General features: G+C 66.8%; 15 protein-coding genes. 3 read left to right on the top strand and 12 right to left on the bottom strand.

Translation table 11 applies throughout. From position 1 onward, the window contains the following. Positions 1 to 11: 11 nt before the first annotated feature. Positions 12 to 806 (bottom strand): class II aldolase/adducin family protein, encoded by a 795-nt coding sequence (locus AB3K92_RS28735; RefSeq protein WP_175849675.1) that lies wholly within the window; start codon positions 804 to 806, stop codon positions 12 to 14. A 141-nt stretch (positions 807 to 947) separates the two neighbouring features. Then, entirely contained in the window at positions 948 to 1,904 is a 957-nt protein-coding gene (locus tag AB3K92_RS28730) for a LysR family transcriptional regulator (RefSeq protein WP_230949566.1), read from the bottom strand. A 211-nt stretch (positions 1,905 to 2,115) separates the two neighbouring features. Between AB3K92_RS28730 and AB3K92_RS28725 the strand changes: the two genes are divergently transcribed. Then, complete coding sequence (locus AB3K92_RS28725; RefSeq protein WP_369466323.1) at positions 2,116 to 3,786, top strand: GMC family oxidoreductase; 1,671 nt, start codon at positions 2,116 to 2,118, stop codon at positions 3,784 to 3,786. Positions 3,787 to 3,852: 66 nt separating this feature from the next. Beyond that, a complete protein-coding gene (locus AB3K92_RS28720) occupies positions 3,853 to 4,800 on the top strand; it encodes an MBL fold metallo-hydrolase (RefSeq protein WP_104768412.1) in 948 nt (315 codons plus the stop codon). A 46-nt stretch (positions 4,801 to 4,846) separates the two neighbouring features. Here the strand turns inward: AB3K92_RS28720 and AB3K92_RS28715 are convergent, their stop codons facing one another. From AB3K92_RS28715 to AB3K92_RS28680, 8 genes are all read right to left on the bottom strand, one after another. Next, complete coding sequence (locus AB3K92_RS28715) at positions 4,847 to 5,410, bottom strand: DUF924 family protein (protein ID WP_021159562.1); 564 nt, start codon at positions 5,408 to 5,410, stop codon at positions 4,847 to 4,849. 84 nt (positions 5,411 to 5,494) lie between these two features. Continuing rightward, positions 5,495 to 5,764: a hypothetical protein gene (locus tag AB3K92_RS28710; protein ID WP_021159563.1), complete on the bottom strand. Its 270-nt coding sequence runs from the start codon at positions 5,762 to 5,764 to the stop codon at positions 5,495 to 5,497. Between the two features lie 12 nt (positions 5,765 to 5,776). After that, positions 5,777 to 7,153 (bottom strand): aldehyde dehydrogenase family protein, encoded by a 1,377-nt coding sequence (locus AB3K92_RS28705; protein ID WP_104768410.1) that lies wholly within the window; start codon positions 7,151 to 7,153, stop codon positions 5,777 to 5,779. 60 nt (positions 7,154 to 7,213) lie between these two features. After that, complete coding sequence (locus AB3K92_RS28700; RefSeq protein WP_021159565.1) at positions 7,214 to 7,531, bottom strand: nuclear transport factor 2 family protein; 318 nt, start codon at positions 7,529 to 7,531, stop codon at positions 7,214 to 7,216. Positions 7,532 to 7,628: 97 nt separating this feature from the next. Further along, positions 7,629 to 8,402: an SDR family oxidoreductase gene (locus AB3K92_RS28695; RefSeq protein ID WP_104768407.1), complete on the bottom strand. Its 774-nt coding sequence runs from the start codon at positions 8,400 to 8,402 to the stop codon at positions 7,629 to 7,631. A 95-nt stretch (positions 8,403 to 8,497) separates the two neighbouring features. Next, positions 8,498 to 9,397 (bottom strand): SDR family oxidoreductase, encoded by a 900-nt coding sequence (locus AB3K92_RS28690; RefSeq protein ID WP_369466320.1) that lies wholly within the window; start codon positions 9,395 to 9,397, stop codon positions 8,498 to 8,500. Positions 9,398 to 9,449: 52 nt separating this feature from the next. Continuing rightward, positions 9,450 to 10,187 carry an SDR family oxidoreductase gene (locus tag AB3K92_RS28685; RefSeq protein ID WP_104768405.1) on the bottom strand — a complete coding sequence of 246 codons (738 nt, stop codon included), beginning with the start codon at positions 10,185 to 10,187 and terminating at the stop codon, positions 9,450 to 9,452. Between the two features lie 160 nt (positions 10,188 to 10,347). Continuing rightward, on the bottom strand, positions 10,348 to 11,199 hold the full coding sequence (locus AB3K92_RS28680) for an oxidoreductase (protein ID WP_225723163.1): 852 nt from the start codon (positions 11,197 to 11,199) through the stop codon (positions 10,348 to 10,350). Between the two features lie 277 nt (positions 11,200 to 11,476). On the opposite strand from AB3K92_RS28680, the gene AB3K92_RS28675 reads away from it, so the two are divergent. Next, the gene (locus AB3K92_RS28675) at positions 11,477 to 12,961 is read left to right on the top strand and encodes a helix-turn-helix domain-containing protein (protein ID WP_225740427.1); all 1,485 of its coding nucleotides are present in this window, start codon (positions 11,477 to 11,479) and stop codon (positions 12,959 to 12,961) included. Between the two features lie 139 nt (positions 12,962 to 13,100). On the opposite strand, the gene lpdA is transcribed toward AB3K92_RS28675, so the two are convergent. Together lpdA and AB3K92_RS28665 are read right to left on the bottom strand one after the other, a co-directional pair. Further along, positions 13,101 to 14,492, bottom strand: coding sequence for a dihydrolipoyl dehydrogenase (gene lpdA / locus AB3K92_RS28670; protein ID WP_369466317.1), 1,392 nt, complete (start codon positions 14,490 to 14,492; stop codon positions 13,101 to 13,103). Positions 14,493 to 14,497: 5 nt separating this feature from the next. Beyond that, positions 14,498 to 15,835 carry a dihydrolipoamide acetyltransferase family protein gene (locus AB3K92_RS28665; protein ID WP_059554911.1) on the bottom strand — a complete coding sequence of 446 codons (1,338 nt, stop codon included), beginning with the start codon at positions 15,833 to 15,835 and terminating at the stop codon, positions 14,498 to 14,500. Position 15,836: the final 1 nt, after the last annotated feature.

Genomic DNA, 15,836 nt, shown 5'->3' with positions numbered 1-15,836 from the left:
GTCGATCGCGGTCAGCGCGCGCCGACGTGTTGCTCGCGCTGTACGCGCTGCTTCCACAGCGCCCACGGGCGCTCGACCTGCGTTTCGATATTCGCGCAAGCGGTCGCGGCTTCCTGCTCGCTGAGATAGACCACGTCGCCCAGTTGCAGCGCCTCGATCTGCATGCGCGCATTCACTTCCGCGTAGACCGCGCGATACACGGCCTGCTTGAGCGTCGGCGCGACCACCGTCGAACCGTGACCGCGCATCAGCACGAACGCCGCACTGCCGAGCCGCCGCGCCAGCGCCGCGCCGAGCGCGTTGTCGCGTACCAGCAGGTCCGTCGCATCGCCTGCCGTCTCGCGGATCTCGAACACGGGCGTTCCCGCGCCGAGAAATCCGCTCATGTGGCACACCGGCCGCAGCGGCGTGCGTTTCGTCACACTGAACGGCAGCACGGTCGGCGAATGGCTGTGCACGATCGCCTGCACGTCCGGACGGGCCTTGTAGACCTCGCCGTGGATGAAGCGCTCGAGATAGACGGCGCGCCCGCCGGCATTGACGGGCACGCCGTCCAGCGTGAATTCGACGATGTCCTGGACGTCGACGGTACCGGGCGCCATGTTGCGCGCGAGCAGGAATCGCTGCGGATCCTTGTCGTGACGGACGCTGACGTGGCCGAAGGCATCGACGATGCCCTGGGCGAACAGGATGCGGTTCGCGCAGACGAGGTCCTCGACGAGCGCGGGATCCGGCGCATCGGCGGGACGCCCGGCGTCGTCCGCATACGCGGCGGCGCCGCCGGATTGAAGATGAAGAGTACACATGGGTCGGCCTGTTTTCGGGTTGACTGGCAGTGCGCAAGTCCGCATCGCGTCTCGATGCGAACCGTCAAGCACCCGGCCAGCTTAGAACCGGACCGACCATAGGTCTATTAGCTATTGATCGCCGAACAGATAGTCGACCGACTATGAATTCGACAGGTGCGCTGCCGTGCCGGGCGACGCGGCATCGAGAATGAATTGCACGAGTTCGGCCTGGAACGCCGAAAAGCGCTTGTCGTCGCGATGCACAAGATAGATCGGTACCTTCATCGACAGATCGGGGCGATCGAGCACCACCAGCTCGCGACGCTCGACCTCCGCGCGCACCGCCGACGCAAACATGAAGCTCACCCCGAGGTTCTCGCGCACCACGTGCTTCATCGCTTCCGGATGCCCGAGCTCCATCACGACCTTGCGCTGCTCGAGGCCGCGCTCGCGCAGCAATGCCTCTTCGAGCTCGCGGCGCGGCTGGTTGCGCGGTGTACTCACGAACGGCACGCGGCGCAGGTCGAGATCGCGGGCCGCCTGCGCGGCCCACGGGCTCGACGCGCCGCACACGAGCAGCAGTTCGTCTTCCCACAGCGGGAGGATCGTGAGCCCGTCGAGATCCTGGTTGGCCGCGATCAGGATGACGGAGAAATCGCAGCCGCCCACGCGCGTCGCATCGACGGCCGCCTGCGGCGTCAGGATCTGCACGGTCACGAGCCCGTCCGGCTGCCGCCGGTGGAAATCGGCGAACAGCGGCGGCAACGCGTACGAGCCGATCGACATCGACGTCGCGACGACCGCGTTGCCCATTTCGCCCTGCTCGAGGCCCGCAAGCTCGCGCTCGACTTCGCGCGTGCGCGTGATGACCTCGGTCGCCCATCGATAGATCCGCTCGCCGGCCTCCGTGAGCGCGATGTTGCGCCCCGCGCGCTTCACGAGCGCATAACCGAGCCGCTTCTCCATGCTGCGCACGTGCGCGGTCACGACCGGCTGCGCGATGCACAGCCGGTCGGCCGCGCGCGTGACGCTGCCGAGCTCGACCACCGTGCAGAACACCTCGAGCTTCTGAAAAGTGAGATACGAATCGAATCCGCGCACAGTCCCCTCGCCCATAGCCAGCCGGGTATCGGATGGCCATGCAATACGTATTGGAAGATATGTTTCAGGTTACGCACAATCGAATGAACCCACAACCGAGAGGCCTGCGTTCAGGCCCACCTGGAGACATCATGGTTCGTTCGACGCCTGTTCCGGCCGGTCGCCGCGCCCCGCGTTCGCGGGTTGCGCCGGCCCGCCCGGCCATCACGCATCGCGAGGTGCGGCAATGAAAACCGATACGTTCGACTACGTGATCGTCGGCGCCGGCTCGGCAGGCTGTGCACTCGCCTACCGGCTCGGCGAGGATCCGAACGTCCGCATCCTCGTGCTCGAAGCCGGCGAGCAAGATCGTTCGCCGTACATCAAGGTGCCGCTGACGTGGGGCCAGATTCTGAAGAACCGGCTCTTCGACTGGGGCTATTTCACCGAGCCGGAACCCGGCATGGACGGCCGCCGAATCGAGTGCGCGCGCGGCAAGGTGGTGGGCGGTTCGTCGTCGATCAACGGCATGGCTTACGCACGCGGCGCTCGTGAGGATTACGAAGCCTGGGTCGACGAGTTCGGCCTGACGGACTGGTCGTACGACGCCGTGCTCCCGTACTTCAAGCGTTCCGAATCCTGGGAGTGCGGCGAATCGTCGTTGCGCGGCGGGCGCGGCCCGCTGACCGTGATCCGGCTCGACTATCGCGATCCGTTGATCGGCGGCTTCCTCGACGCGACGCGTGCGTGCGGGTATCCGGAAAACGACGACTACAACGGTGCATCCGTCGAAGGCTTCGGGCCGATGCAGGCCACCATCCGCAACGGCCTGCGCTGCAGCGCCGCGGTCGCCTATCTGCGCCCGGCGCTCGCGCGCGGCAACGTCACGCTCGTGACCGGGGCGCTCGCCCGGCGGATCGTGCTCGATACCGACCGGGGCACACCCCGCGCCACCGCGATCGAATACCGTCGCGGCGATACCGATTACCGTGCCGACGCGCGCCGTGAGGTCATCCTCTGCGGCGGCGTGATCAACTCGCCGCAACTGCTGATGCTCTCGGGCATCGGCGCGACCGACAACCTGCGCGCTCATGGCATCGGGACGAAGGTCGAACTGCCCGGCGTGGGCGCCAACCTCCACGACCACATCGTGTTCGACCTGCGCTGGAGCCGCAAGGAACCGGGGCCGCTGCACCGGATGATGCGTGCCGACCGCATCGCGTTCGACGTCATGCGCACGCTGGCGGGCGGCAACGGCTTCTCGGGCAAGATCCCCGCCGCCGCGCTCGGGCTGGTTCGAAGCCAGCCGCATCTGCCGCTGCCGGACGTTCAGTTGATCCTCGCTGCCGGCGCCATGAACGCCGCGCCGTACTTCGAGCCGTTCAGGCACGCGTATTCCGACTCGTTCGCGATCAAGGGCATTTTCCTCACGCCCGAAAGCCGCGGTCGCGTGTCGCTGAAGTCGGCCGATCCGGCTCAACATGCGCGGATCGAGCAAAACTTCCTCGCCACCGAGAACGATCGCATCGCGGCCCGGGAGATGTTCCGGCGCATGCGCGAAATCGGCGCACAGGCCGGGCTGCGTCCCTTCATCGACGAAGAGGTCGCGCCGGGTGCGCACGTGCAGAGCGATGCCGACGTCGACGCATTCATCCGCCGTATCGCGATCACGCTTCATCACCCGGTCGGCACGTGCCGCATGGGCGCCGACGACGATGCGGCGGCCGTGGTCGATACGCAGATGCGTGTGCGCGGCGTGACCGGCCTGCGTGTAGTCGACGGATCGGCGATCCCGCGCATCATCCGCGGGCCGACCAGCGCACTGATCATGATGATGGCCGAACGCGCAGCTGACTTCATGACCGGCAAAGCCGTGCCCGTGCCGCGGGCCCCGGTCCGCGCCACGGCGCCGATGTAGACGATCGTGTCCGGGGCGTCGCGCCACGCCCCGATCCGATTCATTCCAACCATTCAGGAGACACCGATGACCCATTCCTGCGGGCATGCGCATTGTCATGCGCACATCACGAATGCCGAGCCGCATGCTTTCTCCCTCGCGCTCGGCAACGTCGAGATCATCCGGCTGTACGACACGATGCTGCTCGGCGAAACCGCGCAGAGCTGGCTGCCGGATTTCGACCGCGCGCGCGTGGCCGAGCACGAACACTGGCTCGCGCCGACGCACTACGATCCGGAAAGCGGCCGCATCCCGATGCCCGTGCACAGCTGGATCGTGCGTACCGGCCGGCACACGGTGCTGATCGACAGCTGTATTGGCAACCACAAGGATCGGCCCGGCCTGCCGGAAATGCACCGCTTGTCGACGCGCTATCTCGACCGGATGCGCGCACTCGGCATCCAGCCCGAGGAAATCGACTACGTGATGTGCAGCCACCTCCACGCCGATCACGTCGGCTGGAACACGCAACTCGTCAACGGCGTCTGGGTACCGACGTTTCCGAACGCGCGCTACGTGATTTCGCAGGTCGAGCACGATCACCTGGTCCGCGCGATCCGTGGCGAAGGCCCGGCAGGGCCGGCGTGGTTCAAGCCGATGTACAACGACAGCGTGCTGCCCGTCATCGAGGCCGGCCAGGCCACGATGTTCGACGACACCTACGAACTCGACGACACGTTCCTGATCCGCCACGCTCCGGGCCACTCGCCGGGCCACGTGCGGATCGAACTGACGTCCCAGGGCTCGCGCGGCGTGTTCAGCGGCGACATGCTGCACTCGCCAATCCAGATCCCGTTCTGGCAATGGAGCAGCAAGGTCTGCGACGACCGCCAGCTCGCCGCGAAAAGCCGCTTCGAACTGCTCGCGCATTGCGTCGAACACGGCGCATTGCTGCTGCCCGGTCACTTCGAGGCGCCGCATGCGGGGCATATCGTCGATATGGGCGGCACGTTCGGCATCGAGTTCCTGCGCTGATGCGCGCATGGCCGCCGCGGCGGCCATGCCTCGAGCGCGGGCGTGCTCATCCGGCGAATCCCCCTTCCGCGAGAAAACGCGCCTCGTCGCGCGTCGTCTCGCGGCCCAGCAGCGGGTTGCGATGGGGAAAGCGGCCGAAGCGCATCACGATGTCCTTGTGCCGCATCGCATGCGCCAGCCACGGCTGGCCGAGCCTCCCGTTCAGTTCGATGGAGATCCGCTGGTCCGCGGGGTCTTCCGAATGTGCGAACGGCAGGCAGAAGAACAGGCGCAGCGGCTGCTCGACGCACGACATCTGGCCATGTTCGTACGCATGCATTGCAAACTGCCGTGCGAGTGCGTCGGTCGCATACATGTGCGCAGTGCCGCGAAACGCATTGCGCGGAAACTGATCGGTCAGCAACAGCAGCGCGAGCGTTCCGTAGGGCGTCGACAGCCAGTCGTCGAACTCGCGTCTCGCCGCGGCCAGATGCGTGTCGAGGAAGCGCTCGCGAAAGCGGCGATCGAAATCGGCGTGCTTCGCGAACCATTGCGCGGGCCCCGCGTCGATCCAGAACGTGACGACGTCCTGCGCGAGCGGCGCGGCAAACAGAGGCATGTCGATCTTCATGGGAGGAGACGAGCGGCGGGTGGACGGGAGCAGTGCCGCAACGACGGACGCAAGCGCGCGCATGGTCCGTCGTCGCGCGTCGATTCAGGTGCGCTGGAACAGCAGCGCGGCGGCAAGCGCAACGACGGCCGGCACGCCGAACACGATCGCGAGGATCGGCAGCTCCTCGCTCACGCCGTATCCGGCCCGATGCACGCCCACCCAAAGATTGAACAGCGATAAACCGAGCCAGACCGGCACGAACGCTTTTGCGGCGAACGCCAGCGATGCCGCGTGCGTGCCCCATAGCTGCCCGAACAACAGGAACACGGCCAGCAACAGCACGCCGGCCACGATCGTCCAGAGCGTATGCATCGTGCCCTCCCGTTATGCGAAGACGCCGAGCATCGTGCCGATGTCCTTGCCCGCGTAAGGTGGAAACACGTCGAGCACCGCATCGGGATTGCCGATCAGCATCGACTTGGTATTGCTCAGCGCATCGAAGCCGGCCTTGCCGTAGTACTTCCCCATCCCGCTGTTGCCGACGCCGCCGAACGGCAAACTGTCGATCCAGCAATGGAGGTTGGTCTGGTTCACGCAGCCGCCACCGAACGACAGGCCATTGAGCACCTGGTCGACGTTCGCCTGCCGCTTGCTGAACACATAGCACGCGAGCGGCTTCGGCTTGCGCTTCATGATGCCGACGATCTCGCGCAGGTCTCGGTACGGCAGCACCGGCAGCACCGGGCCGAACACCTCCTGCTTCATCGCCGGGTCGTCCCACGTCGACGGATACAGCACGGTCGGCTCGACATAACGTGCCGCCACGTCGTGGCGGCCGCCGTGCACGACCTTGTCGGCGACGATGTACGACGCGACGCGCGCGGCATCGTGTTCGCTGATCATCCGCGCGAAATCGGGGCTGCGTTGCGGATCGTCGCCATACATCTTCGTGATCGACGCCTTGAGCTTCGCGAGAAACGCATCGGCCACCGATTCATGCACGTACACGTAGCCGGGCGCGATGCACCACTGCCCCGAGATCGCGTTGTGCCCCCACGCGATCCGGTCGGCCGCGATGTCGAGATTCGCGGTTTCGTCGACGATGCACGGGTTCTGCCCGCCGAGTTCCAGCAGGACCGGCGTCAGGTGCTCGGCAGCCGCACGCATCACGACCTTGCCGACCGCCGAACTGCCGGTGAAGAAGATGAAATCGAACGGCAGTTCGAGCAACGCGCCGATTTCCTGGCGGCCGCCCGTGACGACGACGACGTCCTCCGGCGCGAAATACTGCGGCACGAGCCGGCTCAGCAGCGCGGCCGTCGCAGGCGTGGTATTCGCCGGCTTCAGCACCACCGTGTTGCCGGCAGCCAATGCCGCGATCGCCGGGTCCAGCAGCAACAGGATCGGCGCATTGAACGGGCCGATCACAAGCGTCACGCCGTACGGCTCCTTGTAGATCATGCCCGCGTTGCCGGCCGCCTCCAGCGCGGACGGAATCGCGACTTTCTGCGGCGCCATCAGCTCGTGCAGGTGTTCGCGGTAATACCGGATGACGCCGGTCGGCACCGAAATCTCGAACAGCTGCTCGAACGGCGGCTTGCCGAAGTCCTCGTACAGCGCGGCGCACAGCGCATCCTGGTGATCGTGCAGCATGCGCTCCATCCGGTCGAGCTGCGCGATGCGCCATGCCAGTGTTTTCGTGACATCCGAGTCGAAACGCGCGCGCTGTGCGTCGAGCACGGACTGATAAGGGTTCGACATGGTCGCGATCTCCTTGGGAAGGCCGCCGGCCGGAACGGCCCGGGGCGGTATGCAAACGGTTCAGGCCTGCCCGATGTCGAGCCGCGAAATCCGGCCGTCGCCGTCGACCTGAAACTTGAAGTACGTGCGGAACGTGCCCCAGCGGTCCGAATGGAACTGGCCGTAGACATCGAGCCCGTCGTTCTCGACACGATCGATCGTCGAGAAGCGCTCGGACCCGATCGCATCGCGGTTGAACGCGTGCAGGTCGCGCGGGCGGCCGTCGTCGTAAAGAGTCGCATCGGGCGCGAACAGCGCGGCCCATGCTGCGCCGTCGCCTTGCTGGAGCGCGTCGATCGCGCGCCGGACAACCGGATGGCGGAGTGTGTCGATTTTCATGATGCCGTTCCTCGATGAGGGCATGCCGGCGTCGCCCGGGCCCGACCCGCGGCATGCGAATGCAGACGCCGGGCGACGCACCGGCGGCCCGCGTGCGTTACTTGGTCGTATAGCCGCCGTTGATCAGGATCGTCTGGCCCGTGATCCACCAGCCGTCGCTGACCAGGTGACGGATGAACGGCACGACGTCCTCGATGTCGGTCAACCCCGTCTTCGAATACTTCGACAGTGCGGCGGCCGTCTTGTGGTACGCCACCGCCTCCGCCCCTTCCTCCGGATAGAAGAACGGCGTGTCCATCGGGCCAGGCCCCACCGCCGTCACCGAAATGCCGCGCTCGCCGAACTCCTTCGCCGCCGCACGCGTGTAGTGCTCGACCGGCGCCTTCGTGCCCGCGTAGGCCGCGTAGTACGGCGTGAACGCACCGAGCAGCGCCGTCACCAGCGACACGATCTTGCCGTTGTCGTTCACGTGGCGGCCTGCCTCGCGCAAGAAGAAAAACGCCGACTTCGCGTTCACCGCGCTCATCTGGTCGTACTCGGCTTCGCTGATGTCGGTGAACGGCTTCTTCAGCACCTTGCCGACCGTGTTGATTGCGATGTCGGGACGACCGACCGCCGCAACCGCATCGGCGAACAGCTTCTCGACGGCCGCTGCATGCGTCAGGTCCGCCTGGAATGCGACGGCCTGCGCGCCGGCCGCCTCGATCGCAGCGACCGCCTTCTCCGCGTCCGCCTTCGAACTCGCGCTGTTGTAGTGAATCGCAACGGCCTTCGCGCCGTGCTCGGCCAGATCGCGCGCGATCAGCCCGCCCAGGTTCTTCGCGCCGCCCGCGATCAATACGGTCTTACCCTTGATGTCATGGTTTGCCATTTCGTTTTCCTGATTCAGACCATGTGCGCATGCACATGCGTCGTGTCGATTCGTATCGGTTGCCGCGCGCCGGCCTGCGCCGGTTGCCCGGTGCGTCACGCGTTCGCTTTCGGACGCAGCAGGTCCGAGAGGCCGACGCGATGCAGCATCTCCGCCCGCACGCGGTCAAGCACCGCGAAGCCGACGGCCGCACCGTCCTGCGTCGGATCGATATGGACGCGGAACGGCCGCTTGCCGAACGGCATGCCCACGATATCGACGATCGCGCGGGCCACTTCGCCGGCGTCCGCGTCGGCGGGCACGATGTCCGCGAACGCCTTCAACACCTGGTCTCCGAACCCGGCATACGGTCCGGCGTCGTATTCGGCCGCACGCGTTTCATCGGCCGGCGTACCGGCATGCGCGAAATGGTTGGTGCCGCCCGTGAATGCACCCGGCACGACGATCGAAGTCTCGATGCCCCAGCGCGACAGCTCGCGCGCGTATTGCACCGCGATCGCATCCATCGCCGCCTTCGCCGCGAAATACGGCGCCAGATACGGCGGCGTGCCGCCCGCGGAACTGCTGCTGGATACCCACAGCAGCAGGCCGTTCCCGCGCTTGCGCATGTGCGGCAGCACCGCACGATTCACGCGCTGTGTGCTCAGCACGTTCACGTCGTACAGGTGCGCGTATTGCTCCGGCGTAAATGCTTCGGCGGGACCGAACACCATGTGCCCCGCGTTGTGTATCAGCACGTCGATGCGGCCGGCCTCGGCAATGACGCTGGCGACGCCGGCATCGACGGAATCCTGCGATTGCACGTCGATCTCGACGGTGCGCAGATCGACGCCTTGCGCTTTCGAATGCTCGACCATCTCCGCAACGACCGGCGCATTGCGTCCGGCCGTATCGCGCATCGACGCGAACACGGTGTGGCCGGCCGCCGCCAGCGCCTCGGCGGTCATGCGCCCGAAGCCGCTCGACGCGCCGGTGATGAGAATAGTCTTGCTCATGGTGATGCTCCTTGAATGACGACTGCAATCGATCGACACGCACGGATCGGCGTCAGACCATGCCGCCGTTGCTGCGCAGCACCTGGCCGTTGATCCAGCCGCCGTCCGGCCCGACGAGGAAGGAGATCGCATTCGCGATGTCGGACGGCGTGCCGAGACGCTCGAGCGGATTCATCTTCGACATGCGCTCGATCAGCTCGGCCGACTTGCCGTTCAGGAACAGGTCGGTCGCGGTGGGCCCCGGCGCGACCGCGTTGACGGTGATCGATCGGCCGCGCAGTTCTTTCGACAGGATGCCCGTCATCGCCTCGACCGCCGCCTTGGTGGCCGTATAGACGCCGTACGTCTCGGGTTTCAGCCCGACCACGCTGCTCGACAGGTTGACGATGCGCCCGCCGTTGCGCAGCCGGCGCGCGGCTTCACGCAGCGTATTGAAGGCCCCCTTCAGGTTGACGGCGACTTGGGTGTCGAACAGCGCGTCGTCGCTGTCGGCCAGTGGCGCCAGTTTCATGATCCCGGCGTTGTTGACCAGCACGTCGACACCGCCGAACGCGGCTTCGGCCGCGTCGAACAGCCTCGCCACGGCAGCGGGATCGCCGACGTCGGCCTGCACCGCGATCGCCTGCCCCCCCGCATCCGCGAGATCGCGCGCCAGGTCCTCGGCTTCGGCCGCCTTGCCCGCGTAATTGACGACCACGGCGAGCCCGTCGTCCACCAGCCGCCGCGAAATCGCCGCGCCGATCCCGCGCGACGCACCGGTCACGATCGCCACGCTTGTTCGAGTACTCATGTCCGTTTCTCCATGGATCCGCGCCCGGCGCATCCGGGCGCATGCGTCACCCGCGCGATACCCGATCGCGGCGGGGTTCGATTCCCGATGACGCATTCGTTAATACTTAGTACACCGATACCATTCATCCGGATTCGTTCCGGATGAACCGGGTACCTGCTCAGCCGCGCTGCGTCGATCGCGACATGGTTTCCCACGCCCGGATATCGCGCTCGATCGATTCGGCGCGGCCGAGCATCGTGCCCACCGCATCGGCGCCGAGTGCGAAGTGGACCGGCGGCTTCGCGGCCTTGAGGATGTCGACGATCGCCTGCGCGCCCTTCTCCGGCACGTTGGGCTGCTTGCCCTGCAGCTGGCCGATAAAGCCGCGGAACTGGTCGGCCGGCGTGTCGGCATAGTCGTCGATCCGGTTCGACGAGTACGCCAGCGACCGTCCGGCGAACTGCGTTTCGAAAATGCCGATCGTCAGCACCGTCACATGAATGCCGAGCGGCGCGAGTTCGCCGGCCAATGCCTCGCCAAGCACGCCGGTCGCGGCCTTGGCCGCCGCGTACACGCCCAACCCCGGATAGCCGGCGAACCCTGCAATCGACGAGAACTGCACGATGTGGCCCGAGCGCTGGCGGCGCATCGTCGGCAGGACCGCGTGAATCACGCGCAACCCGCCGAAGAAATTCACGTCGAATATCTGCCGTGCGTCGGCTTCGGTCGTTTCCTCGACCGCCCCGACCGTGCCGACGCCCGCATTGTTGGCGAGCACGTCGATGCGGCCGAACCGCTCGAGCACGCGTTGCACGCCGGCCGTCACCGCGTCGGGCTGCGTGATGTCCATCAGCACGCCGAGCGCGCGCCCGGGTGCGAGCCGTTCGAATTCCGCGACCTGTTCGGCGCCGCGCACGGTGCCCGCGACCCGCGCGCCTTCCGCGAGCAGGCGTTGCGCCAGTTCGCGGCCGAGACCGGACGAAACGCCAGTGATCAGTACGACCTTGTCTGCCATCGTTGCGGTGTTCATTCGAAAACTCCGGATTCCTATGTGAAGGTGTTGAGATGGATCGAGTGTAGTCGAGCCGATCGTACGAATGAACGGGGGCCACCGAGATGAACTATCCACGATTGACTAACAATCGGTTCATCCATGGTAGCGCTCAGCCGGCGCCGGTTCTTTCAACCATGCGCACCGGAAAGTTGAAAATCCCGCGACCGAAAGCGATGCCGCGTCGCGACCGCCGCAATCGGTCTTTCGTCAGACAAGGCGACGGCGTCGCGACCGGTACCGGTTTTGACAATTCTTGAAGCATCGCGCGCCGGCAAGGTGCAATAGTGGGCGCGCGCGTGCCCCGCAGAAGCATGCGGCACGTCACGCAGCCAACGGCATGGAGCCGTGCCGGCATCCGTTCGGAGTGGAAAACAGCATGAGCGACCCGCTTCCCAGGACGCATCGCTTTCACAGCGACGATCCCGACGAAGTGTCCGATTTCATCGGCACGATCTACGCCGACAATCAGTTCACGGCGCAGCACGCGGTTCGCCGGGACGTCAGCATGACGGGACACGAATGGAACGGCGTCGGCATCTATGACGTCGACTACCTGATGCCCTTTCACTTCCGCTCGAACGACGCGCGTCCGAACTACCTGTTCCTGTCGTGCCGTCGCGGCCACGCGCAATACGAAAGCGACGGTGCGGATGCGGGCTGCGCGGTGGGCGACGTGATGCCCGTTTCATCGACGGGTCGCTCGCTCTGCACGACGGGGCCCGACGGATTCGGCCATTTGTCGGTCATCATCGATGCGGAACGGATCAACGGCTTTCTCGCGCGATGGGTCGGCCGGCCCGGGCTCGCCCCGGTCGAGTTCGCGCTGACGCCGGCTGCGCCCGAGCTGCGCGCGCAATGGAACGCGGCGGCCGGATGCCTGCGCCGGATGATCCGGATGTCGCCGATCCCCGACGCCGCCGTCGACGCGCTGCTCGAACACATGCTGAAGCTCATGGTCACCGGTCACGCGAACAATCACGGTGCGTTGTTCGACCGCGATCGTTGCGCGCCCGAACATCAGGCGCGTGTCGCCATCCGCATGCTCGAGGAGGCGCCGCTGCGCTGGAAAACCCTCGGCGCAGTCGCACACGTCCTCGGATGCGCGACCGAAGCCCTGGAGCACGGTATTCGTCGCGTCGCCGGCAAGTCGTCGGCCGACCTGCGCAATGAAGCACGCTTTCGTCATGTCAACCGCGCACTCGCGCGCGGCGACAAGCCGGATTTCGATGCGACGCTGCATGCGTACGGGTTCGCGATCACCGCGCGCTTCGTGCGCGAGTACCACCGTCGCTTCGGCGAACCGCCCGGCGCCACCTATCGGCGCAACCCGAATGCCGCCGATCAGCCGCTGACGGCCGACACCGCGGCTGCGCCGCTGTGCGCGCAGACGATCAACCGGTTCATCGACGCGTCGCTGGAAAGCCGCATCGACACCGCCGATCTCTGCCGACTGGTCGGCATGAGCGAGCGCGCCACCATTGACGCGTTCAGGACGCAGTTTTCCCGCACGCCCGCGCAATACGTCATCGAGCGGCGGCTGGAACGCGCACGCTGGCTGCTCGAACACACGACGGACAGCATCCTGTCGATTGCGCTGGATTGCGGATTCGGCACGCAGAGCTACCTGTCGACCGCGATCAGGCGGCACTTCGGCGTGACGCCGAGAGCACTCAGGATGCGGACCGGGTCGGCCGGTCGAATCGAAACGGATCACGGGCAACGCGATCCGGATGAATAGGCGGGGTCACCGAATGCCGGCCTTGCGACATTTCTTCCGGAAACCGAATGGAGGTATCGGCCATTCACCCGAAAACGGAGGGAAGCACCGCCGGTGCACGCATCGCGCACCGGCGGTGCTTCCCTGTCACGCCCGCCCGTCAGACATGCAACGCATGCCCGAGCGCACGCAGCGCGGCCTCCTGCAGTGCTTCACCCAGCGTCGGATGCGCATGGATCGTGCCGCCGATGTCCTCCAGCCGCGCGCCCATTTCCAGCGACTGCGAGAACGCCGCGGCCAGCTCCGACACGCCGCGCCCGACCGCTTGCCAGCCGACGATCAGGTGGTTGTCGCGCCGCGCGACCACGCGCACGAAACCGTCGGTCGCCTGCAGCGTCATCGCGCGCCCGTTCGCCGCGAACGGGAACGACGCGCTCACGCAATCGACACCGGCCGCTCGTGCGTCGTCCGGCGACCAGCCGGCCGTGACGATCTCCGGATCGGTGAAGCACACGGCCGGGATCGACGCGGGCATGAACTTGCGGCGCCTTCCGGCAATCAGCTCGGCCACCATCTCGCCCTGCGCCATCGCGCGATGCGCGAGCATCGGCTCGCCGGCCACGTCGCCGATCGCCCAGACGTTGCGCATCGACGTCCGGCATTCGTCGTCGATCCACAGCGCGCGACCGTTGCGATCGAGCGGCAACGACTCGAGCCCGAAACCGTCGACACGCGGCCGGCGGCCGACCGCAACCAGCACGCGATCGGCCGGCAGCGTCTGCTCCGCGCCGTCGGCGGCCTGCACACGCACCGCGCCCTGCTCCGCGAGGCCGAGCACCTTGTGGCCGAGCAGCAGCCGCACGCCGAGCCGCGCGAGCGAATCGGCAACCGGCCGCGCGAGTTCGGCATCGTACGCAGGCAACACGCGCTCCGCCGCTTCGACGACGCTCACGTCGACGCCGAGCTTGCGATAGACGATCCCGAGTTCGAGCCCGATGTATCCGGCCCCGACCACGACCAGCCGCTTCGGCAAGGTCGTGGGCGACAGCGCCTCGGTGGACGACACGACATGCCCGCCGAACGGCATCGACGGCAGCGCGACCGGTTCGGAACCGGTCGCGAGCAGCAGGTGCTCGCAACTGATCCGCGTCGTGTGGCCGCCGGCGACGACGTCGACGGTCTTGCCGTCGACCACTTGTGCGTCGCCGTGCAACACGCGCACGCCGTTCTTCTTGAGCAGCGCGCCGACACCGCGCGTCAGCCGGTCGACGATGCCGTCCTTCCATGCGACGCTTTTTGCGATGTCGATCTCGGGCTTGCTCACACGAATCCCGAGTGCGCCCTCGCCCGCTTGGCCGCGTGCCTGTTCGAATGCGTCGGCCACGTGGATCAGCGCCTTCGACGGGATGCAGCCAATGTTCAGGCACGTGCCGCCGAGGCGGTCGCGCTCGACGAGCACGGTCGGAATGCCGAGCTGGCCGGCGCGAATCGCGGCGACGTAGCCGCCCGGGCCGCCGCCGATCACCAGTAGCGTGGTGTGTTCGTTCTTCATTGCGCTCACTCCACGAACAGCAGTGCCGGGCGCTCGAGCACCGCGCGCACCGCCTGGATGAATTCGGCCGCGTCCGCGCCGTCGACGACACGATGGTCGAACGACGACGACAGGTTCATCATCTTGCGGGCGACGACCGCGCCGTCGCGGAACATCGGCCGCTCGACGATCCGGTTCACGCCGACGATGCCGACCTCGGGATGATTGATGACCGGCGTCGACACGATGCCGCCGAGCGCGCCGAGGCTCGAAATCGTGATCGTCGAGCCGCTCAGTTCGTCGCGCTGCGCGCGGTTCGTGCGCACCGCGTCGGCGAGCCGCGCGATCTCGGCGGAAATCGACCACACGTCCTTCGCTTCCGCGTGACGCAGCACCGGCACCGTGAGGCCGCTGTCCGTCTGTGTCGCGACGCCCATGTGCACCGCGCCGTAGCGCGTGACGACCCCCGCTTCGTCGTCGAAACGCGCGTTGATCTGCGGAAAGTCGCGCAACGCGATCACCATCGCGCGGATCAGCAGCGGCAGCGGCGTGAGCTTGCCGCGCGTGTCGCCGTAGCGGCGGTTCAGATCCATCCGCAACGATTCGAGCTCGGTGACGTCGATCTCCTCGACGTAGCTGAAATGCGGAATGCGGCGCTTCGCTTCCTGCATCTTGCGCGCGATCGCGCGCCGCAAGCCGATGACCGGCACCTCGGTTTCGTCGTTGCGTTCGTCGTAGCCGTGCGCCCGCGATCCGCGTGCGCCGCGCGCCGCACCGCTGCCGCTGCCCGCATACGCATCGAGATCCGCGTGCAGGATCCGGCCGGCTTCCCCCGTGCCGCGCACATAACGCAGCTCGATGCCCATGTCCCATGCGCGCTGGCGCACGGCCGGCGACGCGAGCGGCCGTTCACCCGGCGCGAGTGCCGCGCGCGGCGGCTCCACGTGTTCCTTGCGTTCGGCGTGCTTCGCTTGACGCGGCTCCGCAGGCGCGTGCTTCGTCGCCGGCCTGGCGGGCGACTCTGCCGGCGCGTCGGCCACCGCCGTCGACGGCGCGGCCGCGACCGGTGCGGTTTCTACCTTTGATTCCCGCACCGGTGCGCCGGCCTTCAGGTTGCCGGCGCCTTCGACCTCGAGGCGGATCAGCTCGCTGCCGACCGCCATCATCTCGCCGATCCGGCCGCCGAGTTCGATCACCTTGCCCGTCACAGGCGACGGAATCTCGACCGCCGCCTTGTCGGTCATCACATCGGCGAGCGGCTGGTCTTCCTTGATCGTCTGCCCGACTTCCACGTGCCAGGCCACCAGTTCGACCTCGGCAATCCCTTCGCCGATATCCGGCATCTTGATGACATGAATCCCCATC

It is taken from the genome of Burkholderia sp. Bmkn7 (assembly GCF_041103175.1).
GTDB lineage: Bacteria > Pseudomonadota > Gammaproteobacteria > Burkholderiales > Burkholderiaceae > Burkholderia > Burkholderia cepacia.
This window is presented reverse-complemented; position numbering and strand designations above follow the sequence as displayed.